We start from the raw sequence: 25089 nt of genomic DNA, 5'->3' as shown, positions 1-25089 counted from the left end.
ATGCCGAGCATGGGGGCGACCTGGGCTGCCGTCAGCATGGGTCGTCAGCGGTGGGCGCGATGCTGGGCATCACCCCTCCTGGTTCTCGGTGGAGGCGGTCTTGCATCGCTCCGCCAGTTGCACCAGCCACGCAGCCAGATCGGGTGGCGTGTGCTCCCGCTCAGCCTTCGTGATGTGCGGGCGGTAGTCCTCGCGCTTGCGGCTCTGCACGACGTGTGTCGCCTCTCCCAGCACCAGCGGAACCTCGGGGATATCTTGCGGCTCGCAGCCGACGACGTAGAACCACGTTTCCTTCTCCGCCTTGTGCCCCCACCACTTCTGAGGTGCGGCCATCGTCCACCCGCCGTAGGAGTCCCGATGCCCCGGCATGGGCAGCGACTGCGCCGGCCACAGCGTGCTGCCCGCAGGGTGCTCCAGCACGCCACCGAACTCCCGCACTATGGCGACAGCCAGCCGAGCCAGATTGCGCTCGTCCGGCCGAGGCTGGGCGAAGGTGCGCAGCCGGCCCCACGCGCGGCACGGAGGATGCGCCACGACAGGATGCGGCCCATCGTAGGTTCTGGCGTCGCGGTCGATGTCGTACACATCGACGCCGGGAAGCGCCTTGTAGTTGCTGTCGCGTCGAGCAAACAGGACAGCGACGGCCATCACGCGCCTCCCTGATCCGCCATCGCGGCAGGCTGCTGTGCCGCAGAAGCAGGCGCGGTGTGGGCGAACGATCGCCGTGTCCCGCGAAACGTCGATGGCTTCGGCTTCTCGGCCCGCCCGGCCTCCATTGACATCGCGATCAGACGGTTCCAGTTCGCACGCGTGTTGTCGACGACCGGACCGCGTTGGTCGTAGAAGCGGGCGGGGGCGTGGGGCCGAAAATATGGCTCCGGCGAAAGCAGCGAACGAACCACGTTGACAGGGACCGCGATGTAGTCGATGCCGTTGTTGAGGTCCGCGGCATCTTCCGCAGCGTACTCGCCGATCACGTCCGCAACGACGAGCGTGTATCCGCAGCGGTTCTTGCCCCACCAGGTGATGTGCTCGTGATCCTTCCTGGTGTGCTTGAGACTAGCGATGTAGTAGCTCTCGGGTTTCATCCCTCTCCCCCTTCAGTCGGGCACATCGCGGCAGCGGCGCGGACGATGGCGCGGCGGGTGGCTGCATAGGGGTCGTCGGTAGCGGACAGGTTCTCGTCGGCCCACTTAGATGGAGCGTCTTCGCAGCGAGCCGAGGCCCCGAACGTCACGAGGACCAGGTTCATGCGCAGCGCCACCGCCAGCCGCAGCGCGTCGCCATCGTCGTGCAGCGGGTTCCAATAGGCCGAGTTGTCCGGCGAGCGAGCGCCTTTCAGCCACATGCCTTCGCTCTCATACGCCTCATCGGGATGGAACTCCGCATCGATCCCCGCAGCCCTCGCCGCGCGTTCGAGCAGCTCGCGATCTGTCATGACTCCTCCTTGCGGCATTCGGACGCGTGACACACCCCACAGCAGTACCAAGGACTGCCGAGCGGCCCGAGGTGCGTGAAGCGCCACTTGTGCCCGAGCCGTCCGCAACCTTCCTGAAGCTCGCGTAGGCGCTGGTAATGGCCCTGATCGAACGTGCGCATAGCCTCGCGCATGAACTCGCGGCGTTCCCTCTCCAGCTCGTAAACTGCCGCGGAGATGTCACGTTGAGTTGGCGGCTCGCTCATGCTGGGCCTCCGGTCTTGGTGATGGCGGCGCAAGCCTTCTCTTGGGCCTTTTCAAAGCGGTCGATGCTGTCGGGCATCAGCACAAGCGCGCCGTCCACGCGGTCCCAGATCCGGGCGTATATGTCGCTCAGATCGCGGAGCGCCTCCAGCAGTTCGTCACGCTGGGCCATGTGCTCGCGCAACAGGTATAGCTGCCGGACCGCTTCACCGTGCGATGTATAGCGCAGCTCGACGACGTTGCCGACGATCGCCGCATTGATGTCGAGCGGCTTGCTCTGCGCGCTCATGCCGCACCGCCCTTCTTGCTGGCCGCGAGGTCACGGAGCAACGGAGCGACTGAGGCGTGGAACTCGTACATGTTGGCGATGGAGCGCAGGCTGACCGCAACTAGGCAGCGGCACCGGGCCTCGTATTCCATCTCTACACCGAACTTGAGCAACGTGCCCGCGTTCTCTTCGGTGTGCTGCGCCGAGGCGAGAAGGTCTTTGACCAGCTCGGCCCGAGCTGCGTCTCGCGCATCCTCGGCATGCTGTGCCGGGGCGCTGGCTGCACGGTCACGGCGCTTGCGGAACTCGTGGATGCCGTCCCGGAGCCCGCGCATGGCCTCGTCTACCGTCGCGCGCGCGGCATCCACGTCGGACGGGTTGGCGATGCCGTCCTCTGCCTCCAAGCTGGCGCGGGCGAGATCGTTGACCGCTGCGATTAGATGCTCGCCGCTCGCTGCCATGTACTCGGCGTGCTCGATGGCGTAGTCCTGGGCGCTGCGGCCGGTGGCGTCTCGCGCATCCTCGGCATGCTGGGCCGCGACTGGGCCTGCATAAAGCGCAGTGGTCACCGGCGGTGTGCGGCTCGTCCTTACTTTCACGTCGCCATCGGCATACCACCAAGCAACGATCTCCTGAGCCGGCTCGTCGCGCTCGGGCAGTGTCGTGGCTACATCCGCCGCTGTCGCAGTCCTCGACCACCCGCAGGCCGGGCACTTCATGCACGGCACGATCACGCCGGGACCGGCCGGTGAACAGGTGCCCTCGTCGCTGCAGTCGAAGGTCTGGCCTGTCGCAATTCCTGCGGCGAGCTTGGTGCCGCACTTGCAGCAGGCGTCGTCGGCATGCTGGGCCTTGAGGCGTTCGATTTCGGCGCGCAGGGCTCCGTTCGCCTCGGCAAGATCCGACTCCCTGCGCTCCGCATCGGCGCGCCCACTTTTGTCGTCGCACGACTCGCAGTACAACGGCTCGCGGGTCTCGGCGGAGTGCAGCATCAGCGACGCGGGGTGTCCGCAGGGCATCAGTGCCTCGGGCTGTGCCGGGGCGGGCGGGGAGGCGGCGAGCGTGGCGTTGTGCCGTGCGTAGCGGTCGTCGCGCGTGTTGCTTGCGATCTTCACGAACAGGTGCGCATTCCAGTTGACGCTGATCTGTCTGAACACTTCGCGTGCGGCAGCCTCACCGACGACGACACCGGGCCGGCGATCGTAGTCGTCGAAGTAGATCAGGAACGGCACTTTCGATAGGTCCGGCACGGCCTGCGCTGCGGGCTTCGCCTGAAGTGCGGCGCACAGCTTTGCGACGGCTGCGCGGTCGACAGGTCGGTTCGGCTCCTCGTTGAGCCACTTGCCTACCTCGCGCAAAGCATCCGCCAGGTCTTCCGGCAGGGCTGCTGGCTTCGGGGCTTCCGGCGGGGTGGCGAGGGCGGCGCGCAGTGCTTCGAGTTCAACACCGTAGGTCGGACCCTTGTAGGGCGTGCCGCGGTTGTGGGCCATTGCGCACATGGCATCGATGTGGGGCTCCGCCGCGTCGAGCTTCTCGATCAGCGCCAGAGCCGCCTCGCGAAAGTCGTCACTCATGGCCTTCTCCATCCGACCGACCTGAGAGAGCTTGGCCCATGGCCTGGGCGTCCTCAGCCGTCATCGTCTTCATGTGCACGCCGGGCATGTGCACCGATCTATCCGCCCGGTCCTGGCTGCCAGAGCCGATGTGCGTTTCAGCGATCGTCGTGTAGTAACCGCCGCACTTAGGGCAGGCCCTGCACATGGAGCCATCCCGGTTGCACCCCGGGCACAGATCCTTTTCGGGAGACGGCCCATGCCAGGCGCAAACCGAACAGGCAGACTCGGTCTCGCTCTCGTCGTTGATGCCCGTGTGTCCGCATTCGGTGCATTCGTGGCAAGCCACGTACAGCGATGTGGCGTTGGTGACTTCCGCCCGGTCCTGGCTGCCAGTGGCGGGCTGGGGAGGGGCGGGTTGCTTGAGGTTCTCCGGGTACACGCCATCGCGCGGCGGCTCGAAGCCGTTGGCGTTGATGAACTCGCCCACCAACTCGGCCATCGAGCTGGCCTCGTGGAAGCTGCCGACGGTCAGCGTTGCGGGCCGGCACGTCAGCCACGCTGCGAAGCCGTAGACTGCCTCCGACGGCAGCACGCGCACTTCCTCCTCCCGTGCCGCTGCTGGCGGCGCAGCGGATGCGAGGGCGGCGCGCAGTTGCTCGATCTCGTCTGCCGCCTCTGAGCACTCAGCATCCAATGCGTAACCGCTAGCCTTGGGCGTCTCGCCTGTGGCATGCACCCACCGAGTTACGCGGCGCTCTCTGAGCCTTGCAGCAATGTCGCGCTCGGCCTTGATCTGTTCTTCGGTGAGGTTCATGGTGTTCCCTGCTTGGTCAGGCATTGCTGTTCTCCTGACGGGCCAGCCAGTGATCGATGCGCTCTTGTTCGCGGGCGGCGACGTGCTTGCCTCGTTCGTAGAGCGAGACGCTCGTTTGATGGACTCCAGCTTCACGCGCAACCGCTGCCTGCGTCATCCCGAAGGCGTTGCGAAGCGCGAGCAAGGTCCGGGCGCTGCCGAAGTCGGGGTGCTCGGATTTCATGTGCTCGCGCAGATTTCCGAAGCTGCGGTTGCAGCAAGGGCACACCCCATTCATCACGCGCTCGCGCATCTTGCGGTGGGCACGCGTCACCTGCGACAGGTTCTGCTCGGCCTTCTCCGCGCGCAGTTCAGTCGAGTGCAGGATCTCGTTCTTGCGCTCCAGCTGTTTGCGCAGCCGGTCGTTCTCCGTCTCGTGATAGGCGCGCGGATCACCGTTCGGGCAGTAGAACGTCTTGCCGTCGTTGCGTCTCGCGGTGATGTAAGCGTCGGACATGGCGAACAGCACTCCGCACTTCCCGCAGATGATGGTGTGCATCCATTGGTTTTCAACGAACGTGGCCATGGTGGTGTTCCTTCGGATGCCTCGGGGTGATTCGACCGAGCAACCAGCCTCAGACGCTCTCGACCTTGATGCCGACAATCACGGCCAGCGCCTGCAGGATGTCGCCGCCGTAGCGGTGGCCGGAGCCGTAGCCGCCGGCGCCCAGGCGCTTGATGTCGTCGTCTGACGAAGCGAGCGGCTCGGCATCGTCGTCAGCGCCTTTGGCGTGAATCCACCAGCAGTCGTTGTCGATCGTTGCAACGCATCCGGGGTTGTCGCGGATGATCTTCACGAGGTCTTTCTGGCGAGGCATGTGCTGCTCCTGATGTGTTAGGGTGATTCGACCGAGCGCTGCGGCTACAGGCCCGATCACGCCACCCCGTGCGCTTCCTTCGCCGCGTCGAGCACCGGGTCATCGCCCTTCGCAGCAGCGCCGCCCTTCGGGAACGGCCACGGTTCCTTGCTGCCGCTGGGGTCGGCGTCGCCCTTGCGCGCCTTCTTCGCGGCAGGCTTCACCTCCTCGATCTCGGCCTGGCTGTCGTCGACCTCCGGCCCAGCCAGCAGCATCTGCACATCCGTGCTCTTGAGGCCGGTGAGCTTCCCGCGCGTGGTGTCGTTGAGGCCCGGCACGTCGGCGGTCCACTGGATCACGACGCCCGTCTGCTCCGGCCGCATCGACAGCCGGTGCACCTTCACGTCGTCGAGCACCAGATTGCTCCCGCCGCCGAGGCCGAAGTCGATCGTGAGCGTGCACCCGGTTTGCTCATAGACCCACGGCAGCCGCTTCACGTGCTCGCCGACGGCGGTGAGCTCCGCGGTGTCGATACCGGCGAGTTCGCCCTGCGCCTTGCCGGTGGGCTTGCGGTACAGCATGCCGGGCAGGAAGCCGTCGAACATGGCCAGGACGCCGACGCCGAGCGTGGCCTGCATCAGCAGTTGGACGCCAGGGTTCTCGCCGGGCTTGCGGTCCTTCTTCGAGAGCACGCGAACGTCGAGGAAGCGGACCTTGGTGAGGGAATCGAGGATGAACATGGTGGCTCCTGGGGGTGGGTGGGGGAGGGTGCGGCGGCGCAGGCTTGGGACGGGTGGGTGGAACGGGCTTTCCGCTTCAGGCCGCCGCGAAACAGATCAGGTCGGCAGCTCGGCTTGCTCGTGCCTCACGGTCTCGACAGCCACGCCGCGCCCCAGCAGGTCGATCAAGTCGTCCTGCGACGCGACGGTCACCTGCAGCTGGTCGGCAGCGACGTGCCGCAGCGCGTGGCTCGGGTGGGAGGCGCGGACCAGTCGGCGCACGACCGGCTGGCCCTCGGAGAACTTCGTGGAGACGATGTAGACGCGGGCCTGTGCCATCACGCGCTCCACTTCGCGCGATACACACCCGCCAGTTCCTCGAGCTGCTCGGCCGGCAGGTGCTCGCGGGCCTCGTCGAGAATCAGGGACGCGACCTCGGCGTCGGTGGCCTTCTGGATTTCGTCGGACAGGGTGGCGTAGGTCTTTTTCGCCTCCCCTGGTGGCTGGGTACCCGCTGCTGCAGCAGCATCGCTCAGCGCCTTTAGCCGTGCGTCGTAGGCGGCCTTGAACTGCGACCGGATGTTCGCGTCCTTCGTCGCCTTGTACGCCGCGCCGAAGTTCTCTTTCAGCGCCTCGATGGTCGGCGCCCCGGTGATGTCGGCGAGCTGGCCGGCCACAGGCGACGACAGCCGGCGGATCTCGTACTTGGCCTTCTTCCCGCGCGTCGACGTGAGCGAGACCTTCACGTCGCGCTCGATGTCGGTCATGTGGCTGATGCGGATGCCGCCGACATCCTCGCCGCCGAACTTCACGGCCGGGTCGTTGTAGAGCGTCATCGCGCGCCCGACCCAATCACGACCGTCCGCGCCCCAGGCGTGGATCAGCACCTTGCGCATGGTCTTGCATGGCTTGAACGGCCGGCCGCCCTCGTTCGCGTAGTGGACGATGACGGGCTGTTCCTCGCTGCTGCCGAGCCGCACGTCGGTGACGGTGACGGTCATCGGGCCGCCGAGCAACTGCTCAGCATTCAACTGGTCCGACTTCGGGATGATGGTCGGGCGCAGGTCTTCAACGGTTGCGTTCATGGGGATTCCTGTGTGTCAGAGGACCACTCGACCTCGACCTCGCCGGATTGCTTGGCGTAGGCCGGGAAGTCGAGCAACTGGACGCCGGCGCCGTAGGCCGGCCACTCGTTCTCGCGCCGGCACCACACCAGGCGCTCCATCAACTCGCGCCGCTCTTCGCGGCCCTGGTCGCGGATCTCGTCGGTGAGCACGTAGGGCACGGCCAGCACCGGGGGCTTGTTGGTCACGGCGCCGAAGACGAAGGCGTCGACCTTGACGCGCGTCACGGCTTCGATGCCGGCGGTGTAGTGCGCGGCCTGCAGGTCGTAGCGCAGGCGCGCAGCAGCACGACCGAAGCCGCTCGGCGATTCGTCGACGCAGGTCTTCAGGTCGAGCGGTGACGCAGCCAGGTCGCCGAGCGGCAGCCAGTCGGGCCGGGCCTTGCAGTAGATGCCCGTCGCTTCGTCGATCCAGAACACCGAGACCTCGCCGCGCCCAGCACGCAGCAGCTCGGCAAGCCTCGGCTGCTGGCGCACGGCGTCGAGCTGCTGCTGGCAAACGGCGTAGTCCTCGCGGGACACAAGGTCGCGCCCGGCGTTCGCCTCCTGAAAGATCGTCCACCACGCCATCGCTGCTTGGCTGTCGGCGCTCGGCTTCTTCGCGGCCCACTGCGACTTCGACGGCATGCGCGGGGCGTCTTCCGGCACGACGACGAAACGCTGCGCCATCGCGTCGGGCTCGAGCACCGCGCAGTGTGCGAGGGTGCCGCGCAGCATGGATCGGGTCTGCGCGACTTCGATGCGGTTGCGGTAGTGCCACGGCGAGCGAGACAGCAGGCGAAGGTCGGTCGAGCTCACCGCGTCGACGGCGAGGTAGTCGTCGAGCGGCAGGTCGTAGACCAGCCCCAGCGGCAGATCAGCGCGCGCGTTCACAGCCCCGCCTCCACCGCTGCCAACTCGCACCGCATCGCCTCGATGGCACCGCGGTACACGTCGGCCTGCTTCTTGTCGTGGGCGATCTGGCGCTGCAGGGCGCGCTCGTCCTTCTCGGCCTCGCGGATGCGCCAGCTGATGTAGGCGCAGCGCACCCAGCGGTTCAGCAGCTGCAGCGGCGACGGGCGCAGCGCGATGAGGCGGCCGGCGGTCATCCCGGGACTCCGATGTGGCCGAGGACCCACAGGGCCAGGAAAGTGCCGAACGCTGCGCCGATCACGATGGCGCTGATGGCTTCGAGGAGGAAGGCTTTCACTTCGCACCTCCGGCAGCCTTGGCCAGGGCGATTCGCTCAGCGCGCAGGAACTCTTCTTGCGTCGCCAACCGGCGCTCAGTTTCAGGAGCGGAAAGTCGCGCAATCTCTTCAGCGATCGAACTGAGGATGTCGACAAACCGCGGCTTGAGCGCCTCCTCGTAGGTGTCCTTGGCCCACACACCATCGCGCCACACGACGATCGCTATGCCGTCGATGGGCTTGTAGGAGCCGCCTGGAAAGTGCGGCATCCACCCAGAGCCGTTTGTGATCTCGATGGTGCAGCGATCGTTGATCGTTGCTCTTGCCGAGAACAGAATCGTTTCGTGGATCAGGCCCTCGATCGGCGGAAGGTTGCTGTTGGTTTGCCAAGAGCAGGCCCCACGGACACCGTACTTCACGGCCTCGGACATCAGCCACCAGAACTCGCGGGCGCTTTTCAGCGCTACTTCAGCGCGGCTTGCGGCGGACTTCGGCGTGGCGCTCACTTCGCACCGCCCTTCGCCTTGAAGTCGGCCACAGCAGCGCGCGCCCCGTCGTGGAACGCGGGGGTCTCGAAGGGGCTCAGGGCCAGGGTTGCCGACAGCACTTGCTCCGGCGTGTTGGTCTTGAGCTTCTCGACAGCGAAGTCGAATCCAGCGTGCCAGTCCCTCAGGTAGCGGCTCGACTTGGTGAACCACCAGAGCCGCGACGGCGCCCGGAGGCGGGTCTCGATGCGCTGGATCTTGATCTCCAGCGATCGCACGCGGAACCACGCCTTGAGTCGCTCTTCCTCCAGCGCCTCGACGTTGCGCTCGCTCGCCCGGGTCAAGGCATCGGCCTTGTCCATCTGCCGTGCCTTGGCGTCTTCCAGCTTGCGCTTCAGGCGGGCGAGGCGGTAGCGGTGCAGGGCGCGGATCACAGCCCACCCCCTTCCACCATCTCGTCCGCGTAGTCGTCCGCGTAGTCCCGCGCCACGCACTCCACGAACGCCTCCAGCATCCCGCTCGCGTTCTCACCCCGCACCGCCGCACCGCACGCGCGGAACAGAAGATCCCGCGCCTCCGGGCTCACAGACTCCGCAAGGTAGGTGCTCGTCGCGAACAGCGTCGAGAAGCGGTCCCCCGGCCGCGGCAGCTTGATGTCGTTGCCGGACTTCACCGACTCGACCAGCAGCGTCTTCAGCTGGTCGTGCGCCAGCGTGTACTGCCGGATCGCCCGGTCCTGCCGCTGCATCTGCGCCTCGGCGCCGGCCTGGGCCTGGTTCTCGTACTGGACGTGCAGCGCGCTCATGCCGCACCAGCCTTCGCGTCGATCGCCTGCTTCTGGCGGCGCGTGATCGCGGCGCGCAGGCCCTTGCCGAAGCGGCCGGCGTCCTTCGAGGACCGGCCGTTGCGGTGCTTCACGTAGTCGGGGTGGGCGACACCTTGGCCGTGCTGACGGCCGGGGCCGGACTTCGTCGGATGTTTCGTGCGCTGCATCTGCTGCTCCCGGTGGGTTGATGGGATCACTATACAACTGTTGTTTGAATTGAGCAAACAGTTGTTGTGTGAGTTTCTGGCGGACGTGAAAAAGCCCGCACTCGGCGGGCTTGGTCGGGGCGGGGCGGCCTAGGGGCGGTGGACGCGGCCGAAGCAGGCCGCCACGTCGCGCTTCGTCTTCAGCTGGTGGTCGCGCACCGTGAGCCACTGCAGGTTGCCGGGCTCATCCTTGCCGCCGGCGCAGAGCGGCTGCACGTGGTCTGCCTGGTGGCCGGGGCAGGCACCGCGCGTCGCGCCGGTGCTTGGGCAGGGCGTCTGTCGCTGGAACTCGGCGCGGACGGCGCGCGAGCGCGCCTCTCCTGCCGCGGCGACTGACACGGCCAGCGCCAGCGCGCTAGAACCGAGGATCGAAGCCCATCGGGAAGTTGGTCGCATCGCGCGGGTCGAACGGGGTGCTCAGTCGAATGCGGAGGCTCGCGGCCGCCTCCTCGATTCCGTCAAACCCCCGCGCCAGCTCGCGCCACATCTGCCGCGCCAGGGGCACCAGGGTGGGCCGCAGCGCGGCCCGCATGGTGTGCGCCCAAACCATGAGCGCGGACGCTGCCACATGGTTTCCTTGCCGGCGGAATCCCTCAACGGCGCGGACGAGCTCGAGCGGCATTGTTGGGCGCCGCACGATGAGGTCAAACGGCTTCATCACGTCGTTGCCCTCCATCTGCATGCCCTTGCGGACGTGGTCGGCAATGACGACCAACTCGGCGAGCTCAGTGCGGTTCAGCTCGGCGAGGATCGCGAGGAGGGATTGCAACTCGGCAGCCTGCCTACGGGCCGCCCAGCGGTCAATGATGCGGCCGATCATTCGTACAAACCCCAGGCCCGGTGGATGTCTTCCACGTGGGTGAGGGGGTGGTTGCCCCCCGATCGAGGTAACACCATTGCGTCAGGTTGGCGCAAGGTGCGAATGTCGGCCGTCATCCGTCTGTGCCGTTCGGTTTCCCGCGCAGGGCCTCGCACTCTTTGAGGGCGATATTCATCGCGCTCTCGACGTAGCCCTTGTCGTTCTGGCTGCAGTCGTCCCACCGATGCCGCTCGACCTTGGCAAATGGCCAATCGCGATCGGCGCGGTCGCCCTGACCGTCAAGCAGCCACCTGACCGACACCCCCAGGGCGTCGGCGATACGGATGCCGAACTCCGAAGTCTTGGAGTCGCGGTTCTCGAGGTTCGAGAGGGACTGTTGTGTCAAGCCGGGCACGCGGTCGCACAAGTCGGTCTGGCCCCAACCGAGGCCCTCCCGGACTTCCTTGATGCGCGCGCCCAGTGCCATGCGCGCCAGTTTCACAACCCGTGTTGTGCAGGGCAAACCACAAGTGTTTGCTTGTAGACCACAACTGTTGTATTCTGAAAGCATGGATGCACTCTCACGGGCGGTCGAGATCGCCAAAGGTCAGGCCGCGCTCGCCTCCGCGATCGGCGTGAAGCAGCAGCACGTGTGGAACTGGCTCAGCCGTGGGCGCGTCCCGGCTGAGCACTGCCCAGCGATCGAACGAGCCACCGCCGGCGCCGTCCGCTGCGAAGAACTCCGCCCCGATGTCGCGTGGGGCGTGCTCCGCGAGCAGGTCGAGCCCACCCCCGAGCCCGCCAAGGCCGGAGCCTGACCCGTGCGCGCCGCCGCTCATCGCGGGTCGACCCCGCACCAGATCAGCACCCGCACGCGCCGCAGCATCGCCAGAACGCGGCGGCGGGCCCAGTCGTGGAGGTCGGCTTCGTCGTTCGTCATGGGCTTCAGTTTTGCCCCGGCGAGCCTCTCAACGCCACTCAACAAAATTGCGGGGCACCGGTGACGCAGCTCGGAATACCCGTTGAGGTCTCGCCGCGCGAGGTCGTGCGGAAGACATCGCTCGGTGGCTCGTTCGAGCTCTGCGCCGAGCTCGCCGGCAAGGAGCCGAAGGAACTGCAGGTCGAGCTCAAGCTCGACAAGGCGCAGTGGTCCCGCTGGGTGAGCGGTCAGGAAGGCGTCGTGTGGACGAAGCTGACCGCGCTGATGGACCACTGCGGCAACGACGCGCCGCTGCTGTGGATGAACCACGCCCGCGGGTGGGACATCGGCCGCATGTCCCGGTACGAGACCGAGCTCGAGCGACAGAACCGACTGCTCCGGGAGGAGAACACCGCGCTGCGCCGCGTCATTCAGGGGTCGGTCTGATGGCGGCTGCTTCCTCCCGTGCCATCTGGGCCGAGTACGAGCGCCGCAAGCGCTCCTGGCTGGCGCTGCATCCCGCGGCCACGGCCGACGAGATCGAGCACGCCTGCCGCCGCATCGCGCGGGAGCTGGGACTTTGAACCGGGGCCGCTGTGAATGAAGCGCTGGCCGAGATCGATCGCCTTCGCAGGGGGGCGAGCATGACGCCGACCGATGACATGACGCGGCTGCGCATCCCGCCGCAGTCGCTGGAAGCCGAGCAGAGCATCCTCGGAGGGCTGCTGCTCGACAACGCCGCGTTCGCCGGCATCGCCGACACCGTCGCGTCGACGGACTTCTACCGCCACCCGCATCGGCTGATCTTCGAGGCCCTGTCCGCGATGATCGTCGCTCACCAGCCGGCCGACCCGATCACCCTCTACGAGCGCCTGGACGCCGCCGGGCAAGCCGCCGAGATCGGCGGGCTGGCCTACATCAACTCCCTGTCGTCGAGCGTCTCCAGCGCCTCGAACATCGGCCGCTACGCCGAGATCGTGCGGGAGCGTGCGCTCCTCCGGGCCGCGATCAGCGCAGCCGACGAAATTGCCACCAGCGCCTTCAAGAACACGTCGGTCGACGAGGTGCTCGACGCTGCGAAGCTGGCATTCGGGCAGCTGGACCTGCAGCGCAAGCCCGGCGCGCGCCGCGTCCCGATGCTCGGGGTGCAGCAGCTGCGCGAGGCTTCCGCTTCGGTGCGCTGGGTGGTCAAGCACGTGTTGCCGGCCGAGTCCATCGGCATGATGTTCGGCGCCAGCGGCACGTTCAAGAGCTTCATCGCCCTCGACTGCGCGCTGCACGTCGTGCACGGGCTGCCGTGGATGGGCCGGCGCACGACGCAGGGGCCGGTGCTGTACATCGCCGCCGAGGGCGGCACCGGGCTGTGGAAGCGTGTCGCAGCGTGGCATCGCAGCCGGCGGATCCAGTACAAGGACGCCGCGTTCTACGTGATCCCGGTGGCCATGGACCTCGGCTCCGATGCCTGGCGCATCGTCGAGGCCGCCCAGGCGATGAACGTGACGCCCTCGATGGTGGTGGTCGACACCCTGTCGCAGACCTATGCCGGCGAGGAGAACAGCGCCAACGAGATGGCGGCCTACCTCCGCGAGATCGGCGCCCGCTTCCGGCAGCTGTGGCAGTGCGCCGTGCTGCTGATCCACCACACCGGGCACCAAGCCACCGAGCGCCCCCGCGGCTCCAGCGCGATCCGGGCCAACCTCGACTTCATGCTCGGGGTGTTCCGCGACGAGAAGGAAATGCTCGCGACCCTGACCTGCGCGAAGCAGAAGGAGCAGGACGCCTTCGCGGACGCGACCTTCCAGCTGACGCTGCACGAGCTTGGGACCGACGAGGACGGAGACCGGGTCACGTCGCTGGTCGCGCGCCACCTGAGCAGCGCCGAGGAGGTCCGCGAGGCCATGGAGACCGAGCGCGGCGCCGGCCGGGGCGGGAACAACCAGCTGCTGCTGTCGCTGATGCAGAACGGCATGCGCGAGACGGAACTGCGATCGGCCTTCTACGGTGAGGTGGGGCTCGATACCCCCGACGCACGCCGTCAGGCGTACACACGCGCCCGCATCTGGGCCACGAAATCCGGGTTCATGGAGGTCGCGCAGGGGGTCGTCATCACGCTCAAGGGTGGCGGGTAGCGAAAACCGAGCGTGACAGAAAAACAGGCCAGCGTGACAAAACAGCGTGACAGATCGGAGCAGCGTGACAAGCGTGACAAAGGGGGGTAGGGGGGTTCTCTCCGAACGTCAGTGAGGAGAGAGAGATAGAGAGAAAAGCTCTGTGAAGCGTGACAAATCGAGCGTGACAGTCGAGCGTGACAAAAGGGGTGCAGCGTGACAGAACAGCGTGACAAAGAGGATTTGATGGGGTGGCTGGCTGCGGCTCCGCTTCGCTGCGCCGGCCCCGCCACCGCTACGCGCGCGCACGCGGTTTTGCCGAAGCGCACCCCCGGCCCCCGATCCAAGCGCGGCCGCCCGCAGAAGATCCTCGACTGGTTCGAGGCAAACCCCGGCGGCCAGCTGACGCAGCGCGAGTTCTTCGAGCTGTTCAACGTCAAGACCAAGACCTACGCGACGGAGATCCTGCGCAGTCTGGCTGCGGACGGGATCGAGCGGGTGATGGTCATCAGGAGAAAGCCGTGACCCCGCAAAACCTCCGCAACGAACGCGAAGCCAACATGGAGGGCTTCGAGGGGACGCCGCTGGAGCTGGAGAGCCTGGACGCCGAGGACCGTCGGTTCATCCGGCGCGTGGCGATCGGCATCGCGCTGGTGCTGGCTGCTGGGCTGGTGATGGTGGTGAGGGGGTGCGCATGATCACGTTCACCATTCCCGGCCAGCCGCAGGGCAAGGGCCGCCCGCGCATCGGCAAGGTCGGCCAGCACGCGCGCATGTTCACTCCGGGCAAGACGGTCGCCTACGAGGGCCTGATCGCGCACTCTGCGCAGCAGGCGATGGCTGGGCGTCCTATGTTCGATGGCCCCGTGGCCTGCAATCTGTTCATCGACTGCCAGGTGCCAGCAAGCTGGTCGCAGAAGAAGCAGCGCATGGCCCTGGCCGGCGAGATCCTGCCGACGACGAAGCCCGATGCTGACAACGTGGTCAAGGCGGTGTACGACGGATGCAATGGCGTGCTGTGGCGCGACGACGTGCAGGTCATCGAGGGCCGGCAGCGCAAGCGCTACAGCGCCACGCCATGCGTGCGGGTCGAGGTGTGGTCGCTGCTGGAGCCGGTGACGCAGGCGGTGCTGGAGGCCGCATGACCTGCCCCGACTGCACCCGCTCCGCCGCTGAGCTGTGGCACGGCTTCCGCGGCCAGTGCCCCGGCTGCGCTGCCCGCGCTGTCGCTCGCGGGCCGAACTACCGCGAGTCGCATGGCGCTGGCCGGCTGACTTCGAAGTACCGCGCCGAACTGGAGCTGCTCGGCGTCACGCACGACCAGGTCAAGGCAGCGGCGGCTGGGGATGCGTTGGGGAGGGAGATCGCTTGAGCACCCTCCAGTCCCCCGACTGGTTCGCGATCATCACGGACCTGATCTATGCCGGCGTGCCGATGAAGGAGATCGCGCGCCGGCTTGACATGGGCATGTCGGGGCAGCTGCTGCGGCACTACAGGGCGGGGGGGCAGCCGCTCTACGTGCGCGGTGAAGCGCTCATCAAGTTCTGGTCCGAGAAGATGGAGAAATCCGTGCTCGAACTGCCGCGCAAGCCATTCGTCCGCGGTCATCGCGTGGCCCGAAAGAAGCTCTGATGTCCGAGCGCAAAGTAACCCAAGCCATCTTCGACGCCATCTGCGACCAGATCGCCGACGGCTTGAGCATGCGTCAGGCGTGCGCGCTGCCCGGCATGCCGCACCGGCGCAACGTGCTGCGCGCTCTCGCACAGAACGAGCAGTGGCAGGTGCAGTACGCGATCGCCAGCAAGATGGGCCGCGAGGCGTGGGCTGACGACATCGTCGCTGTGGCCACGACACCGCGCCTGGGCAAGAAGACCAAGACCATCACCGTCGCCGGCAAGAAGGTGACCGAGACCACCGAGGGCGACATGGTCGACCGATCGCGGCTGGAGGTCGACGCCAAGAAGTGGATTCTGTCGAAGCTGGAGCCGAAGAAGTACGGCGACCGGATCGAGATGCAGGTCGACGCCAGCGTGCAGGGGACCGTCAACTACCAGGCCAACATCCCGCCACGGGGCAAGCCATGAGAACGATCGCCTACAACCCGAGCCCGACGCTCGCGGAGTTCCACGCGAGCAACAAGTTCGTGCGCGGCATCCGCGGGCCGATCGGCTCCGGCAAGTCGGTCGGCTGCTGCTGGGAGATCTGGACGCGGGCGATGGAGCAGGCGCCGTGCCAGGGCGTGCGCCGCTCGCGCTGGGTGGCGACGCGGAACACCTACGGCGAACTCACCACCACGACGCTGCAGACCTGGCTCGACTGGTTCCCGGAGGATCGCTTCGGCAAGGTCGTGCACGGCGCGCCGATCACGCACACGCTGCGCTGGCCGCATGCCGACGGGACGATGGTGGAGCTCGAGATGTGGTTCCTGGCGCTGGACCGGCCGGAGCACGTCAAGAAGCTGCTGTCCCTGGAGGTGACGGGCGGCTGGATGAACGAGGCGCGCGAACAGCCCAAAGCCATCCTCGATGCGCTGACCGGCCGGGTGGGGCGCTACCCGTCCAAGCGCGACGGCGGGGCATCGTGGTTCGGCGTCATCATGGACACCAACCCGCCGGACTCGGATCACTGGTGGTACGACCTGGCCGAGGAACAGCACCCGGCGGACTTCGAGTTCTTCTCCCAGCCTTCTGGCGATGGGCCAAATGCCGAGAACGTCGAGAACCTGCCGGAGCGCTACTACGAGCGGCTCAAGGCCGGCAAGACAGCCGAGTGGATCAAGGTCTATGTGAAGGGCGACTACGGCTATGTGACCGACGGCCGGCCGGTCTATCCGGAGTTCGTCGACAGCCTGCACGTCGCGGAGTTCGACCTCGACCCGAAGCTGCCGCTGTACGGTGGCATGGACTTCGGCCTCACGCCGGCCGGGCTGTTCGCGCAGCGGCGGCCGAACGGGCAGATCCTCATCCACTCCGAGCTGGTGACCGATGACATGGGCATCGTGCGATTCGCAGAGCTGTGGCACGTCGCGGCCCAGGCGCGGTATCCCGGCATGGAGTTCGCCCGCATCACCGGCGACCCGGCCGGCATGAGCCGCAACGACGACGAGCGCACCACCTTCGACATCCTGCGTGCGAACCGCGTGCCGGCCGTGCCTGCGAGCACGAACGACTTCACCCTGCGCCGCGAAGCCTTCGCGCTGCCGATGACGCGCCTGGTCGACGGGAAGCCACGCATCCTCGTGCACCCGCAGTGCCGGCGCCTGCGCAAGGCACTGGCTGGCGGCTACCAGTACAAGCGCGTTGCGGTCTCCGGTGCCGAACGCTTCCACGACAAGCCGGACAAGAACCTGCACAGCCACGTGGCCGAGGCCGGTCAGTACCTCGTGCTCGGGATGGGAGAGGGCCAGGCCGTCAAGCGCGCGCCGGACTTCAACGCGGCGAACAGGCAGCGCGTCGCCAACGGCGACTACAACGTGCTGGGCTGAAGCAAAAAACGCTTCCTCCCCCCAGCGGAAACATCCGCGCACCTCCACCCAGGGTGCGCCATGTCATTCAGCCGGCCGAAGGCCCCTCCCGCTCCGCCGCCCACTGTCGTCGAAGACACGCAGGCCGCCCAGCAGGACTACAACGACGTGCTGCGTCGCCGCCGTGGCCGCGCTGCCTCCATCCTCGCCGGCCAGCGCGCCGAGGCCCCGCAGACCGCGGCCAAGGCCCTGCTGGGCTCCTGATGGACATCGAGGCACTGCTGCGCCGGTTCGACCGCGCGAAGTCGCTGCGCAGCAACTGGGAAGGCATCTGGCAGGAGATCGGCGACCGGGTGCTCCCGCAGTCGGCTGACTTCAACGCGATCCGCACGAACGGGGACCGCCGCACCGAGCTGATGTTCGATGCGACGCCGGCCCTGGCGCTGCAGAAGTTCGGCGCCGCGATCGAGTCGTTCCTGACCCCGCGCAATCAGCGCTGGCACGGCCTGACGGTCTCCGACAAGAGCCTGCAGAAGAACCACCGCGTTCGGCAGTACCTGGACGACGTGACCGAAACGCTGTTCCGCGTGCGGTACTCGGCGCGCGCTGCATTCGCCGGCCAGACAAACGAGGTCTATCTCTCGCTCGGCGCGTTCGGCACCGGCGGGCTGTTCATCGACGACGACGTGCAGTCGCGTGTCATCCGCTACAAGTCGATGCACCTCGCGGGCACGCACTTCCTCGAGAACCAGCACGGGCGCATCGACACCGTGTTCCGCTGCTTCAACCGCACCCTGCGGCAAATCCAGCAGCGCTGGCCCGACAAGCTGCCGCAGAAGCTGGCCGAGCGACTCAAGACCCACCCGGAGGAGCAGGTCGAGGTCATGCACTACGTCGGGCCGCGCACCGACTATGAGCCGCGCCGCATCGGGTATCCCGGCATGCCGTGGCAGTCGTGCTACTGCATTCCGAGCGAGAAGCACGAGCTGGAGGAGGGCGGATTCCGGTCGTGGCCGTTCGCGGTGTCGCGCTACATGACCAGCGCGAACGAGGTCTATGGCCGCTCGCCGGCCTGGCTGGCGCTGTCGAACATCAAGGTGCTCAACGAGATGAAGAAGACTCATCTCAAGGCCGGGCACCGCGTGGTCGATCCGCCGTTTCTGGTGTCGGAGGACGGCGTGCTGCAGGCGTTCTCCACGGCGCCGGGCTACATGAACTACGGCGGCCTGACATCGAGCGGCGAACCGCTGGTGAAGCCGCTGGTGACCGGCGGCAAGGTGGAGCTCGGCCTCGACATGATGGAGCGCGAGCGCGAGATCATCAACGACAGCTTCCTTGTGACGCTGTTCCAGATCCTCGTCGAGACGCCGAGCATGACGGCGACCGAGGTGATGGAGCGGGCACAGGAGAAGGCTGCGCTGCTGGCCCCGGTCATCGGCCGCCAGCAATCCGAGTTCCTCGGGTCGATCATCGACCGCGAGATCGACATCTTGGCCAACGCTGGCCAGCTGCCCGAGATGCCGCCCGAGCTGATCGAGGCTCAGGGCGAGTACGCCATCGAGTACACGTCGCCGATGACGCGCGCGATGCGCGCCAGCGACGGGGTAGCCATCGTGCGCACGGTCGAAGCGCTGCTGCCGATAGCGCAGGTCAACCCCGGCGTGCTCGACGTGCTCGATATGGAAGCGGCAGCGCGCGAGCTGTGCGACATCAACGGCGTGCCCACCAACGTCGTCCGCAGCCCCGAGGACGTGCAGGCCCTCAAGGAAGGCCGCGCCGAGCAGGAGCAAGCCGCAGCCGCGCTGCAGGCCGCCCCGGTCGTCACCGCCGCAGCCGCGAACCTCGTGAAGCTGCAGGCCAACAGCGGAGTGCCCGCCCTATGAGCTGGAACGAAAGCGTCGAGCGGCTCAAGCAGCGGCTGCACCGCCGCGCGCACGCCTACCGCTCGCTGTTCCTCACGCCTGGCGCCGACATCGCGCCGGCCGCAGCGATCGTGCTGAAGGACCTGGCGCGCTACTGCTACGCCAGCAAACCCACGCTCAAGGTCTCGCCGATCACCGGCAGTTCCGACCCTCTCGCCATGGCATTCGCGGAAGGCCGCCGCGACGTTTTCAACCGCATCACGGCCCTATGTGAACTCACCGACGACCAGATCCAACGGATTGCCAACTCGAAAGGGAACGACGAATGACCGAAGCCACCACCGCACCGGCTGCTGCGCCTGCAGCCTCCGCTCCTGCAGCGCCTGCAGCCGCCCCAGTCGCGGCGCCCGCGCCCACGCCTGCCGCCGCACCGGTGGCTGCTCCTGCGCCTGCTGCGCAGTGGTTCGACAACTTCCAGAACGCCGACCTCAAGGGCTGGGTGCAGGCCGCCGGCGTGACCGGGCCCGAGTCCGCTGCAGCGAAGGCGCACAGCCTGGAGAAGATGCTCGGCGCCGACCGCGCGGGCCGCACCGTCGTGCTGCCGGCGGACATGAACGACGCCGAGGCCATGGGCGCGGTGTTCGACAAGCTCGGCCGCCCGGCCAACGCGGACGCCTACGTGCTGGATGTGCCCGAGGGCACTGACCCCGCCTTCTCGAAGGTCGCTGCCGGCTGGTTCCACAAGGCCGGGCTCTCGCAGGCGCAAGCAAAAAACATTTCCCAAGCCTGGAATGAGCATGTCGCCCAGGAAGTCCAGCGCCAAGAGGCAGCCGAGCAGACCGCGCTCCAGGAGGAGCACAAGAAGCTCGATGTCGACTGGGGCACTGGCGAGGCAGCAGCGATGCAGCGCGAGATCGCGCGCCGGGCGGCAGTGAAGCTCGGGCTCGACGAGGCGTCCATCGCAGCCCTCGAAAAGGTCGTGGGCTTCAGCAAGGTGATGAAGGCGTTCGCCAAGGTGGGCGAGCTGACGGGTGAGGCGAAGGCCATCGGGTTCGGAGAGACGACAACGTCCTTCCACATGACCCCGGAAGCCGCGATCGCACGTCGGACGCAACTGACCGCGGACAAGGAGTGGGCGAAGCGGGCCATGGTGGCGAACAGCGCCGAGTGGGCCGAGTTGACCAAGCTCAACCAAGTCATCGCGGCGAACCAGCTGAAGGGCTGATTCGGAATCCGGGCACGGGCCACCAACGGCCCTCCGGGGGAGGCAGGGGAAGACCTGACGTTCTGGCGCTCGTAAAGCGCAAGTGGGGCACCCGCAAGGGACACGCCAGGCGAGACAGCTCATCCCTTTGAACTCTCTCGGAGACCGTCATGTCCGCAAATTCCCCTGCCTTCTACAGCGTCCAGTACGCCTCGGCAGTCGAGCTGCTCGCCCAGCAGCTGCAGCCGAAAGTCGCCAGCCTGTTCACCCCGATGACTGGTGAGGGCAAGTCCGCCACGGTGGTGAACCAGATCGGTTCCGTCGAGGCCGACGAGCGCACCACGCGCTACGACGACATCACCCCCGGTGACCCGCTGCACACCCGCCCCTGGGTGTACCCGCGTCACTTCGACAAGGCGGTGTTCTTCGACACGCTCGACCAGATGCAGATGAACGCCAACCCGCAGTCGGAGTACGTGCAGGCGATCGTGGCGGCCATCCACCGCAAGATGGACGACGAGGCGATCCGCGCCTTCTTCGCCGCACGCAACGTCGGCGAGACCGGTGGTTCCAGCGAGAACTTCAACGCGAACAGCAACCGCCAGGTCGGCGTGTCGGTCGGCGGCACCACCTCGGGCCTGAACGTCGAGAAGCTGCAGACCGCGATCCGCATCTTCGAAGAAGCCGAGGTCGACCCGGAAGTCGAGCAGATCTATTGCGCGATCTCGCCGAAGCAAAAGGTCAACCTGATGAACGAGATCGAGATCACCTCGGGCGACTTCTTCAAGGCCGAGGTCATGCGCACGCGCAACGTCAACGGCTTCCTGTCGATCAACTTCGTCGTCTCCAACCGCCTGCCGGTCGATGGCTCCGGCTATCGCCGCGTCCCGTTCTGGACGCGCAAGGGCATGACCTTCTGCAGCTGGGGCGGCGGCATGAAGACCGACGTTTCGCAGCGCAAGGACAAGCGCGGCATGCCGTGGCAAGCCTACGCCGAAGGTCACTTCGGTGCGGTGCGCCGCGACAGCGACCGGGTGCTCGAAATCCTGTGCTCCGAAGCCTGATCCCCTGACCTTCTAGGAGAACACCATGGGTGTTGTTGCTCTCAAGTCCACGGCGATCACCAACGCGACCGCCACGCCCCGAGTCCTGAACTCGGCCAACATCGAACACGGCAACCTGCGCGAGTCGCAGGGCTTCGCCGTGATCACCTCCGGCGACTCGACCGGCTCGACCTACCGCCTGATGCGCATCAAGTCGAGCGATCGACTGTCGGCGCTGCGCGTCTACAGCCCCGACATCGGCACGACCACGGCCGGTGACATCGGCCTGTACCGCACCAGCGACGAAGGCGGCGCGGTGGTCGACGTGGATGCCATCTGCTCGGCCCTGTCCCTCAAGGACGGCGCGCTGAACGGCGCGGACATCACCTTCGAGGCCACCTCGGCGGTCGGCGGCATCGCCAACGCCGAGAAGCGCGTGTGGGAGTGCATCTCCGGCCTGACCAAGGACCCGCACCTCGAGTACGACGTGACGCTCACCCTGACCGGTGACGCCGACGCGACCGGGACCGCGCTGTTCCGCATGCAGTACGTGTCCGGCGAGTGATTCGCGGGGGCTTCGGCCCCTGCTCTTTAGGAGCAAGACATGGCGAATCGATTCTGGTCCGGCGAGTTCGGCGCGACGAAGGTGGACGTGGCCGAGACCGGCACGACCACCGCCGGCGCGGATGTCGAGGTGCGCATCACCTACGACGCGACGAACAACGGCAAGCAGGCCGCGTTGATGACGCTCGATGCCATCCGCCAGCGGATCATCGAGGACACCTGGCCGCCGGCCTGACATGGCACGCACGAAGGCTCCTGAGCCCGTGCAGGTGGACCTGCAGGAGGCGCGCGTGCTGCTCGGGCATGCAGCGCGAATGTTCGGCGTGTTCCAGCACGCCGGCCGCGTTTGCAACGCCCTTATCGAGGCCGAGCGCGTCGCTGCGGCGAACGTGGCGGCGGGTGAGGCGGCCGCCAAGGAACTGGCCGGCCTGCAGACCAAGCTGCAGAGCACCCGCGATGCCATCGCCGCGGCCCAGGCAGAGCAAGCCGAGAAGCTGCGCGCCTACGAGGTCGAGGAAGGCGAAGCGAAATCGCGCCTCAAGGCGCTGCGCGCGGAGGCCGACGCGGCTGTGGCAACCCTTCTCGAACAGCGAGGCTGACATGCCGCAACTTCTCTCCAACGAATCGGCAACGGGCTCGTGGGTCCAGTGGGGTGGCGGCACAGGGGTGTTCACCTGTGTCGGCACCTTCGGCGGCGCGACCATCACGCTTCAGTACAAGGGGCCGGACGGCTCCACGGCGGTCGCGATGGGCGTCGACACCACGCTGACCGCGAACGGTGGCGGGGGCTTCATCTATCCGCCTGGTCAGATTCGAGCGCTGGTGGCCGGCGGCTCGCCGAGCGCCCTGTACGCGCAAGCCGAACAGGTGAAGTGATGCGGCTCACGTTCCCGCTTGCCGGCAGCGGCGCGCCCTACGACGGCTCCTCGACCTGGGCCGCACGCGGCACGGGCTCGCGCCTCGGCGCGATGAAGACCATCACCGACATCGGCGGGCCTGCTGGCACGCTGATGCGCTGGGATGGCACGTACTGGGTCGTCATCGCACCCACGCGCGTGATCTTCGACACCGCGTCGTCGAGCGGCACGACCAGCGGCGCCGACCAGGTGATCAAGACGGGGACGCTGCCGATCGGCATCCTGCGCGCCTGCCGCCAGTTCATCATCCGCGTGACCTTCGGCAAGTCCGCCGGCTCCGAGGCGTCGTCCTTCGTGCGCTGCCGACTGGGCTCCGCCGGCACGACCGCCGACACGGTGCTGTGGGAGAACGCGCCCGGGCTCGCTTCGGCGAATCGCTCGTGGGCTGCCGAGACCACCCACATCCTCACAACGGCGACCAACGTGCGCCAGATCGGCCCGCTGAACGTGGGCGGCTGGTCGGGCGGCGGCACCTCGTTCTCCTTCCCGCAGGACAAGACCGTTCCCGATGTCGATGCAACCGCGCTGATCCTTTCGGCCGGCATCGATATGTCGGGCACCGCGGAGACGCCCCAGGTCTTCACGCTGGAACTCTGCCTGGAGCCCTGACATGGCACTCCAACAAGTCTCCGCCTTCTGCATCCTGTGGGATGACGTGGCCCTCAAGTTCGTCGGCTTCAAGCGGCTTGACGGTGCGATCACGATGTTCGGCGGGCTCGACGGGATCGACGAGTTGCCCCCTGGCGATGTCGTCACCGGGTCCGAGGTGGTGCCGGTGGTGCACGACGGCATCACGGCGCAGCAAACCATCCTCGCAATCTCCATGGCGTGGATGACGAACATCGACGCGGTCCAGCAGGCGCGGAATCTGGTGCTGGCCGGCCTCGCCGATGAGCCGCTCGACGTGAGCGACCCCGGATTGCTGGCCCTGCTGAACCTGAAAGCGGACAAGGTCAACCCCGTTCTGGTCGGTGCGACGCTGGCCCAGTCGCCTCCCGCTGACGCCGCTGGCAATGAGGTCACGACGGCCGCCTTTGTGCGCTCCAGGATCTCGGAGGCCATCGCGCTGGCGAACTCGCCGGTCAACACGGTCCTGCCTGCGGTATCGGTGTCCGGCGGCGGCGCGATCGACGTTGGCACGGTGCTGAACGGCACGAACGGTACGTGGACCGGCCAAGCCACCATCACCTTCGCCTACCAGTGGTTCCGCAACGGCGTGGCCATCAGCGGCGCGACGGCGATCGATCACACCGTGGTGGCCGACGACCAGGGCAAGCTGCTGACGCTGCGTGTGCGCGGCTCCAACGGCGTGGCCTCCGACGTACCTGCCTTCAGTGCCGGCACCCAAGTGCCCGCCGCGGCAGTCCTGTCGCTCGTGACGCAGCCGACTATGAGCGGAACGCCAGCGGTCGGCCAGACGCTGACGGTCGGCAATGGCACGTACAACCTCACGCCGACCGCCTACTCGCGCCAGTGGTACCGCGGCACCACGCTGATCGCCGGCGCCACCGGCACGACCTACGTGGTCGTGACCGCCGACCAGGGCCAGCGCCTGATCGCCAAGGTGACGGCGTCGATCGGCACGCAGTCGCTGACCTCGGACTCGGCTTTCGCCGACATCCCGGCCGCCGCACCGCCGCCCCCGCCTCCGGCTCCGCCCCCGAGCCCGATCCAGTCGCAGCACGTCAAGTGCCTGCTGAGCCCGAACCTGCCCTTCGCATCGGCGATCGGCACATGGGGCCTGGAGACCGACGGTCAGACGCCGGGCGTCAACTCGCTGAACGACACGACGGGCTACCGCCGATCGGACCTCGGCGGCACCTACGGCACGCTGCGCTTCGGCAAGGTCACGGACCCGGCCGACGGCGCGAAGAAGGCTTTCATCCTGCGCGTCGGCCGCAACGACGGCCTGACCTCCGGCACGCCGCGCTGCGAGCTGAGCATCTATCACACCTACTCGAACGGCACGCCCTACGCCGGCCGCATCGAGACCAACTTGATGATGTGGTACTTCTTCCGCGTGCGCCGCATCATGGCGTCGTTCAGCGAGAAGTTGATCCTGATGCAGCTGCACCAGCTGGGCGGCATTCCGGCCAACCCGTGGCACTCGGTCGAGCTGGGCGGCTCCAACATCCAGGCGCACCTGCGCTGGAACGCCAACCCGGTGACGGGCAACAACAACGGCTCGACCGCCTCGACGCCGTCGTCACTGCCGCTGGATACCTGGGTGACGATCGTCGGCAAGTTCAAGCACACCCAGAACACGGCCAATGGCCCGTTCTTCCAGTGGTGGCAGGACGGCGTGTCCCGCCTCGGGCCGCGCAATGACATCGTCGGCTACAACAACGCGGCCTATCCCCCGTGGATGAAAGTCGGGCTCTACCCCTGGGGCTTCGACACGAACAACGTGTGGCCCACCTCGATGCCATTCAAGGAAGTGATGTACGGCGCGATGGGCGCGATCGTCGACACCGGGAACATCTACACCGAGGCCCAGGTCCGCGCATACGCCGAGTCCAGCTGAAGCAA

Annotated in this window: 43 protein-coding genes; 22 read left to right on the top strand and 21 right to left on the bottom strand. The window is 67.1% G+C overall.

Annotated elements, in window-relative coordinates; genetic code table 11:
• Positions 1-69 precede the first annotated feature (69 nt).
• The 21 genes from C1M51_RS03000 to C1M51_RS02905 form a co-directional block, all read right to left on the bottom strand.
• On the bottom strand, positions 70-648 hold the full coding sequence (locus C1M51_RS03000) for a hypothetical protein (protein ID WP_129448162.1): 579 nt from the start codon (positions 646-648) through the stop codon (positions 70-72).
• The gene (locus tag C1M51_RS02995; protein ID WP_129448161.1) at positions 648-1088 is read right to left on the bottom strand and encodes a hypothetical protein; all 441 of its coding nucleotides are present in this window, start codon (positions 1086-1088) and stop codon (positions 648-650) included. The genes C1M51_RS03000 and C1M51_RS02995 overlap by 1 nt, the downstream gene beginning before the upstream one ends.
• Positions 1085-1438: a hypothetical protein gene (locus C1M51_RS02990; protein ID WP_129448160.1), complete on the bottom strand. Its 354-nt coding sequence runs from the start codon at positions 1436-1438 to the stop codon at positions 1085-1087. The genes C1M51_RS02995 and C1M51_RS02990 overlap by 4 nt, the downstream gene beginning before the upstream one ends.
• A complete protein-coding gene (locus C1M51_RS02985) occupies positions 1435-1683 on the bottom strand; it encodes a hypothetical protein (protein WP_129448159.1) in 249 nt (82 codons plus the stop codon). The genes C1M51_RS02990 and C1M51_RS02985 overlap by 4 nt, the downstream gene beginning before the upstream one ends.
• On the bottom strand, positions 1680-1970 hold the full coding sequence (locus tag C1M51_RS02980; protein WP_129448158.1) for a hypothetical protein: 291 nt from the start codon (positions 1968-1970) through the stop codon (positions 1680-1682). The genes C1M51_RS02985 and C1M51_RS02980 overlap by 4 nt, the downstream gene beginning before the upstream one ends.
• Complete coding sequence (locus tag C1M51_RS02975; RefSeq protein ID WP_129448157.1) at positions 1967-3523, bottom strand: hypothetical protein; 1557 nt, start codon at positions 3521-3523, stop codon at positions 1967-1969. The genes C1M51_RS02980 and C1M51_RS02975 overlap by 4 nt, the downstream gene beginning before the upstream one ends.
• Entirely contained in the window at positions 3516-4319 is an 804-nt protein-coding gene (locus C1M51_RS02970) for a hypothetical protein (protein WP_129448156.1), read from the bottom strand. Before C1M51_RS02970 ends, C1M51_RS02975 begins: the two co-directional genes overlap by 8 nt.
• Before the next feature lie 16 nt (positions 4320-4335).
• Positions 4336-4884 carry a helix-turn-helix domain-containing protein gene (locus C1M51_RS02965; RefSeq protein WP_129448155.1) on the bottom strand — a complete coding sequence of 183 codons (549 nt, stop codon included), beginning with the start codon at positions 4882-4884 and terminating at the stop codon, positions 4336-4338.
• Between the two features lie 49 nt (positions 4885-4933).
• Entirely contained in the window at positions 4934-5155 is a 222-nt protein-coding gene (locus tag C1M51_RS02960; RefSeq protein WP_129448154.1) for a hypothetical protein, read from the bottom strand.
• Between the two features lie 77 nt (positions 5156-5232).
• Positions 5233-5895, bottom strand: a complete 663-nt coding sequence (locus C1M51_RS02955) for a hypothetical protein (RefSeq protein ID WP_129448153.1) — start codon at positions 5893-5895, stop codon at positions 5233-5235.
• Positions 5896-5991: 96 nt separating this feature from the next.
• Complete coding sequence (locus tag C1M51_RS02950) at positions 5992-6213, bottom strand: hypothetical protein (protein ID WP_129448152.1); 222 nt, start codon at positions 6211-6213, stop codon at positions 5992-5994.
• A complete protein-coding gene (locus tag C1M51_RS02945) occupies positions 6213-6959 on the bottom strand; it encodes a hypothetical protein (RefSeq protein ID WP_129448151.1) in 747 nt (248 codons plus the stop codon). The genes C1M51_RS02950 and C1M51_RS02945 overlap by 1 nt, the downstream gene beginning before the upstream one ends.
• Complete coding sequence (locus C1M51_RS02940; protein ID WP_165349636.1) at positions 6956-7870, bottom strand: PD-(D/E)XK nuclease-like domain-containing protein; 915 nt, start codon at positions 7868-7870, stop codon at positions 6956-6958. Before C1M51_RS02940 ends, C1M51_RS02945 begins: the two co-directional genes overlap by 4 nt.
• Positions 7867-8085 carry a hypothetical protein gene (locus C1M51_RS18975; RefSeq protein ID WP_165349635.1) on the bottom strand — a complete coding sequence of 73 codons (219 nt, stop codon included), beginning with the start codon at positions 8083-8085 and terminating at the stop codon, positions 7867-7869. The genes C1M51_RS02940 and C1M51_RS18975 overlap by 4 nt, the downstream gene beginning before the upstream one ends.
• 97 nt (positions 8086-8182) lie before the next feature.
• Positions 8183-8671: a hypothetical protein gene (locus tag C1M51_RS02935; protein WP_129448149.1), complete on the bottom strand. Its 489-nt coding sequence runs from the start codon at positions 8669-8671 to the stop codon at positions 8183-8185.
• A complete protein-coding gene (locus C1M51_RS02930) occupies positions 8668-9084 on the bottom strand; it encodes a hypothetical protein (protein WP_129448148.1) in 417 nt (138 codons plus the stop codon). Before C1M51_RS02930 ends, C1M51_RS02935 begins: the two co-directional genes overlap by 4 nt.
• Entirely contained in the window at positions 9081-9455 is a 375-nt protein-coding gene (locus C1M51_RS02925; protein ID WP_129448147.1) for a hypothetical protein, read from the bottom strand. The genes C1M51_RS02930 and C1M51_RS02925 overlap by 4 nt, the downstream gene beginning before the upstream one ends.
• Positions 9452-9643, bottom strand: a complete 192-nt coding sequence (locus C1M51_RS02920) for a hypothetical protein (protein WP_129448146.1) — start codon at positions 9641-9643, stop codon at positions 9452-9454. Before C1M51_RS02920 ends, C1M51_RS02925 begins: the two co-directional genes overlap by 4 nt.
• A 129-nt stretch (positions 9644-9772) precedes the next feature.
• Positions 9773-10021, bottom strand: coding sequence for an HNH endonuclease signature motif containing protein (locus C1M51_RS02915; RefSeq protein WP_242499952.1), 249 nt, complete (start codon positions 10019-10021; stop codon positions 9773-9775).
• A gap of 16 nt (positions 10022-10037) precedes the next feature.
• Entirely contained in the window at positions 10038-10502 is a 465-nt protein-coding gene (locus C1M51_RS02910) for a hypothetical protein (RefSeq protein ID WP_129448144.1), read from the bottom strand.
• 112 nt (positions 10503-10614) lie between these two features.
• Positions 10615-11052: a helix-turn-helix domain-containing protein gene (locus C1M51_RS02905; protein ID WP_129448143.1), complete on the bottom strand. Its 438-nt coding sequence runs from the start codon at positions 11050-11052 to the stop codon at positions 10615-10617.
• On the opposite strand from C1M51_RS02905, the gene C1M51_RS02900 reads away from it, so the two are divergent.
• The 22 genes from C1M51_RS02900 to C1M51_RS02805 all read left to right on the top strand — a co-directional run bounded on the left by C1M51_RS02900 (position 11051) and on the right by C1M51_RS02805 (position 25084).
• Positions 11051-11299 (top strand): helix-turn-helix domain-containing protein, encoded by a 249-nt coding sequence (locus C1M51_RS02900; protein ID WP_129448142.1) that lies wholly within the window; start codon positions 11051-11053, stop codon positions 11297-11299. The genes C1M51_RS02905 and C1M51_RS02900 overlap by 2 nt on opposite strands.
• 227 nt (positions 11300-11526) lie before the next feature.
• Entirely contained in the window at positions 11527-11847 is a 321-nt protein-coding gene (locus C1M51_RS02895) for a hypothetical protein (RefSeq protein ID WP_129448141.1), read from the top strand.
• Positions 11847-11984: a hypothetical protein gene (locus tag C1M51_RS18970; protein ID WP_165349634.1), complete on the top strand. Its 138-nt coding sequence runs from the start codon at positions 11847-11849 to the stop codon at positions 11982-11984. The genes C1M51_RS02895 and C1M51_RS18970 overlap by 1 nt, the downstream gene beginning before the upstream one ends.
• 60 nt (positions 11985-12044) lie before the next feature.
• Complete coding sequence (locus C1M51_RS02890) at positions 12045-13529, top strand: AAA family ATPase (RefSeq protein ID WP_129448140.1); 1485 nt, start codon at positions 12045-12047, stop codon at positions 13527-13529.
• Positions 13530-13724: 195 nt separating this feature from the next.
• Positions 13725-14033, top strand: a complete 309-nt coding sequence (locus C1M51_RS02885) for a hypothetical protein (protein WP_129448139.1) — start codon at positions 13725-13727, stop codon at positions 14031-14033.
• On the top strand, positions 14030-14206 hold the full coding sequence (locus C1M51_RS18965; RefSeq protein ID WP_165349633.1) for a hypothetical protein: 177 nt from the start codon (positions 14030-14032) through the stop codon (positions 14204-14206). The genes C1M51_RS02885 and C1M51_RS18965 overlap by 4 nt, the downstream gene beginning before the upstream one ends.
• Positions 14203-14652 (top strand): RusA family crossover junction endodeoxyribonuclease, encoded by a 450-nt coding sequence (locus C1M51_RS02880; protein WP_129448138.1) that lies wholly within the window; start codon positions 14203-14205, stop codon positions 14650-14652. The genes C1M51_RS18965 and C1M51_RS02880 overlap by 4 nt, the downstream gene beginning before the upstream one ends.
• Positions 14649-14879, top strand: coding sequence for a hypothetical protein (locus C1M51_RS02875; RefSeq protein ID WP_129448137.1), 231 nt, complete (start codon positions 14649-14651; stop codon positions 14877-14879). The genes C1M51_RS02880 and C1M51_RS02875 overlap by 4 nt, the downstream gene beginning before the upstream one ends.
• Positions 14876-15139 carry a hypothetical protein gene (locus C1M51_RS02870; protein ID WP_129448136.1) on the top strand — a complete coding sequence of 88 codons (264 nt, stop codon included), beginning with the start codon at positions 14876-14878 and terminating at the stop codon, positions 15137-15139. Before C1M51_RS02875 ends, C1M51_RS02870 begins: the two co-directional genes overlap by 4 nt.
• Complete coding sequence (locus tag C1M51_RS02865; protein ID WP_129448135.1) at positions 15139-15591, top strand: terminase small subunit protein; 453 nt, start codon at positions 15139-15141, stop codon at positions 15589-15591. Before C1M51_RS02870 ends, C1M51_RS02865 begins: the two co-directional genes overlap by 1 nt.
• On the top strand, positions 15588-16991 hold the full coding sequence (locus tag C1M51_RS02860) for a TerL (protein ID WP_129448134.1): 1404 nt from the start codon (positions 15588-15590) through the stop codon (positions 16989-16991). Before C1M51_RS02865 ends, C1M51_RS02860 begins: the two co-directional genes overlap by 4 nt.
• A gap of 60 nt (positions 16992-17051) precedes the next feature.
• Positions 17052-17234 (top strand): hypothetical protein, encoded by a 183-nt coding sequence (locus C1M51_RS02855; protein ID WP_129448133.1) that lies wholly within the window; start codon positions 17052-17054, stop codon positions 17232-17234.
• Positions 17234-18853 carry a portal protein gene (locus tag C1M51_RS02850; RefSeq protein WP_129448132.1) on the top strand — a complete coding sequence of 540 codons (1620 nt, stop codon included), beginning with the start codon at positions 17234-17236 and terminating at the stop codon, positions 18851-18853. Before C1M51_RS02855 ends, C1M51_RS02850 begins: the two co-directional genes overlap by 1 nt.
• On the top strand, positions 18850-19161 hold the full coding sequence (locus C1M51_RS02845) for a hypothetical protein (protein WP_129448131.1): 312 nt from the start codon (positions 18850-18852) through the stop codon (positions 19159-19161). The genes C1M51_RS02850 and C1M51_RS02845 overlap by 4 nt, the downstream gene beginning before the upstream one ends.
• A complete protein-coding gene (locus C1M51_RS19050; RefSeq protein WP_207207789.1) occupies positions 19158-20057 on the top strand; it encodes a hypothetical protein in 900 nt (299 codons plus the stop codon). The genes C1M51_RS02845 and C1M51_RS19050 overlap by 4 nt, the downstream gene beginning before the upstream one ends.
• 149 nt (positions 20058-20206) lie before the next feature.
• Positions 20207-21100 (top strand): phage capsid protein, encoded by an 894-nt coding sequence (locus C1M51_RS02835; RefSeq protein WP_129448130.1) that lies wholly within the window; start codon positions 20207-20209, stop codon positions 21098-21100.
• A 25-nt stretch (positions 21101-21125) separates the two neighbouring features.
• Positions 21126-21644 carry a hypothetical protein gene (locus C1M51_RS02830; protein ID WP_129448129.1) on the top strand — a complete coding sequence of 173 codons (519 nt, stop codon included), beginning with the start codon at positions 21126-21128 and terminating at the stop codon, positions 21642-21644.
• Positions 21645-21683: 39 nt separating this feature from the next.
• Positions 21684-21878: a hypothetical protein gene (locus tag C1M51_RS02825; RefSeq protein WP_129448128.1), complete on the top strand. Its 195-nt coding sequence runs from the start codon at positions 21684-21686 to the stop codon at positions 21876-21878.
• Between the two features lies 1 nt (position 21879).
• Positions 21880-22242: a hypothetical protein gene (locus C1M51_RS02820; protein WP_129448127.1), complete on the top strand. Its 363-nt coding sequence runs from the start codon at positions 21880-21882 to the stop codon at positions 22240-22242.
• A gap of 1 nt (position 22243) precedes the next feature.
• Entirely contained in the window at positions 22244-22519 is a 276-nt protein-coding gene (locus tag C1M51_RS02815; RefSeq protein WP_129448126.1) for a hypothetical protein, read from the top strand.
• A complete protein-coding gene (locus C1M51_RS02810; RefSeq protein WP_129448125.1) occupies positions 22519-23169 on the top strand; it encodes a hypothetical protein in 651 nt (216 codons plus the stop codon). Before C1M51_RS02815 ends, C1M51_RS02810 begins: the two co-directional genes overlap by 1 nt.
• A gap of 1 nt (position 23170) precedes the next feature.
• A complete protein-coding gene (locus C1M51_RS02805) occupies positions 23171-25084 on the top strand; it encodes a heparin lyase I family protein (RefSeq protein ID WP_129448124.1) in 1914 nt (637 codons plus the stop codon).
• Positions 25085-25089 lie beyond the last annotated feature (5 nt).

Source organism: Methylibium sp. Pch-M (assembly GCF_004136295.1).
In the GTDB taxonomy this organism is placed as follows: domain Bacteria; phylum Pseudomonadota; class Gammaproteobacteria; order Burkholderiales; family Burkholderiaceae_C; genus Methylibium; species Methylibium petroleiphilum.
Note: the sequence above shows the minus strand (reverse complement) of the source record. Positions and strands in the feature narration are given on the sequence as shown.

Coding starts and splice junctions, on each gene's coding strand:
- C1M51_RS03000 (WP_129448162.1), bottom strand. CDS start 648: ATGGCCGTCGCTGTCCTGTTTGCTCGACGCGACAGCAACTACAAGGCG.
- C1M51_RS02995 (WP_129448161.1), bottom strand. CDS start 1,088: ATGAAACCCGAGAGCTACTACATCGCTAGTCTCAAGCACACCAGGAAG.
- C1M51_RS02990 (WP_129448160.1), bottom strand. CDS start 1,438: ATGACAGATCGCGAGCTGCTCGAACGCGCGGCGAGGGCTGCGGGGATC.
- C1M51_RS02985 (WP_129448159.1), bottom strand. CDS start 1,683: ATGAGCGAGCCGCCAACTCAACGTGACATCTCCGCGGCAGTTTACGAG.
- C1M51_RS02980 (WP_129448158.1), bottom strand. CDS start 1,970: ATGAGCGCGCAGAGCAAGCCGCTCGACATCAATGCGGCGATCGTCGGC.
- C1M51_RS02975 (WP_129448157.1), bottom strand. CDS start 3,523: ATGAGTGACGACTTTCGCGAGGCGGCTCTGGCGCTGATCGAGAAGCTC.
- C1M51_RS02970 (WP_129448156.1), bottom strand. CDS start 4,319: ATGAACCTCACCGAAGAACAGATCAAGGCCGAGCGCGACATTGCTGCA.
- C1M51_RS02965 (WP_129448155.1), bottom strand. CDS start 4,884: ATGGCCACGTTCGTTGAAAACCAATGGATGCACACCATCATCTGCGGG.
- C1M51_RS02955 (WP_129448153.1), bottom strand. CDS start 5,895: ATGTTCATCCTCGATTCCCTCACCAAGGTCCGCTTCCTCGACGTTCGC.
- C1M51_RS02950 (WP_129448152.1), bottom strand. CDS start 6,213: ATGGCACAGGCCCGCGTCTACATCGTCTCCACGAAGTTCTCCGAGGGC.
- C1M51_RS02945 (WP_129448151.1), bottom strand. CDS start 6,959: ATGAACGCAACCGTTGAAGACCTGCGCCCGACCATCATCCCGAAGTCG.
- C1M51_RS18975 (WP_165349635.1), bottom strand. CDS start 8,085: ATGACCGCCGGCCGCCTCATCGCGCTGCGCCCGTCGCCGCTGCAGCTG.
- C1M51_RS02925 (WP_129448147.1), bottom strand. CDS start 9,455: ATGAGCGCGCTGCACGTCCAGTACGAGAACCAGGCCCAGGCCGGCGCC.
- C1M51_RS02920 (WP_129448146.1), bottom strand. CDS start 9,643: ATGCAGCGCACGAAACATCCGACGAAGTCCGGCCCCGGCCGTCAGCAC.
- C1M51_RS02910 (WP_129448144.1), bottom strand. CDS start 10,502: ATGATCGGCCGCATCATTGACCGCTGGGCGGCCCGTAGGCAGGCTGCC.
- C1M51_RS02900 (WP_129448142.1), top strand. CDS start 11,051: ATGGATGCACTCTCACGGGCGGTCGAGATCGCCAAAGGTCAGGCCGCG.
- C1M51_RS02905 (WP_129448143.1), bottom strand. CDS start 11,052: ATGCTTTCAGAATACAACAGTTGTGGTCTACAAGCAAACACTTGTGGT.
- C1M51_RS18970 (WP_165349634.1), top strand. CDS start 11,847: ATGGCGGCTGCTTCCTCCCGTGCCATCTGGGCCGAGTACGAGCGCCGC.
- C1M51_RS02890 (WP_129448140.1), top strand. CDS start 12,045: ATGACGCCGACCGATGACATGACGCGGCTGCGCATCCCGCCGCAGTCG.
- C1M51_RS02880 (WP_129448138.1), top strand. CDS start 14,203: ATGATCACGTTCACCATTCCCGGCCAGCCGCAGGGCAAGGGCCGCCCG.
- C1M51_RS02875 (WP_129448137.1), top strand. CDS start 14,649: ATGACCTGCCCCGACTGCACCCGCTCCGCCGCTGAGCTGTGGCACGGC.
- C1M51_RS02865 (WP_129448135.1), top strand. CDS start 15,139: ATGTCCGAGCGCAAAGTAACCCAAGCCATCTTCGACGCCATCTGCGAC.
- C1M51_RS02860 (WP_129448134.1), top strand. CDS start 15,588: ATGAGAACGATCGCCTACAACCCGAGCCCGACGCTCGCGGAGTTCCAC.
- C1M51_RS02855 (WP_129448133.1), top strand. CDS start 17,052: ATGTCATTCAGCCGGCCGAAGGCCCCTCCCGCTCCGCCGCCCACTGTC.
- C1M51_RS02850 (WP_129448132.1), top strand. CDS start 17,234: ATGGACATCGAGGCACTGCTGCGCCGGTTCGACCGCGCGAAGTCGCTG.
- C1M51_RS02845 (WP_129448131.1), top strand. CDS start 18,850: ATGAGCTGGAACGAAAGCGTCGAGCGGCTCAAGCAGCGGCTGCACCGC.
- C1M51_RS19050 (WP_207207789.1), top strand. CDS start 19,158: ATGACCGAAGCCACCACCGCACCGGCTGCTGCGCCTGCAGCCTCCGCT.
- C1M51_RS02835 (WP_129448130.1), top strand. CDS start 20,207: ATGTCCGCAAATTCCCCTGCCTTCTACAGCGTCCAGTACGCCTCGGCA.
- C1M51_RS02830 (WP_129448129.1), top strand. CDS start 21,126: ATGGGTGTTGTTGCTCTCAAGTCCACGGCGATCACCAACGCGACCGCC.
- C1M51_RS02825 (WP_129448128.1), top strand. CDS start 21,684: ATGGCGAATCGATTCTGGTCCGGCGAGTTCGGCGCGACGAAGGTGGAC.
- C1M51_RS02820 (WP_129448127.1), top strand. CDS start 21,880: ATGGCACGCACGAAGGCTCCTGAGCCCGTGCAGGTGGACCTGCAGGAG.
- C1M51_RS02815 (WP_129448126.1), top strand. CDS start 22,244: ATGCCGCAACTTCTCTCCAACGAATCGGCAACGGGCTCGTGGGTCCAG.
- C1M51_RS02810 (WP_129448125.1), top strand. CDS start 22,519: ATGCGGCTCACGTTCCCGCTTGCCGGCAGCGGCGCGCCCTACGACGGC.
- C1M51_RS02805 (WP_129448124.1), top strand. CDS start 23,171: ATGGCACTCCAACAAGTCTCCGCCTTCTGCATCCTGTGGGATGACGTG.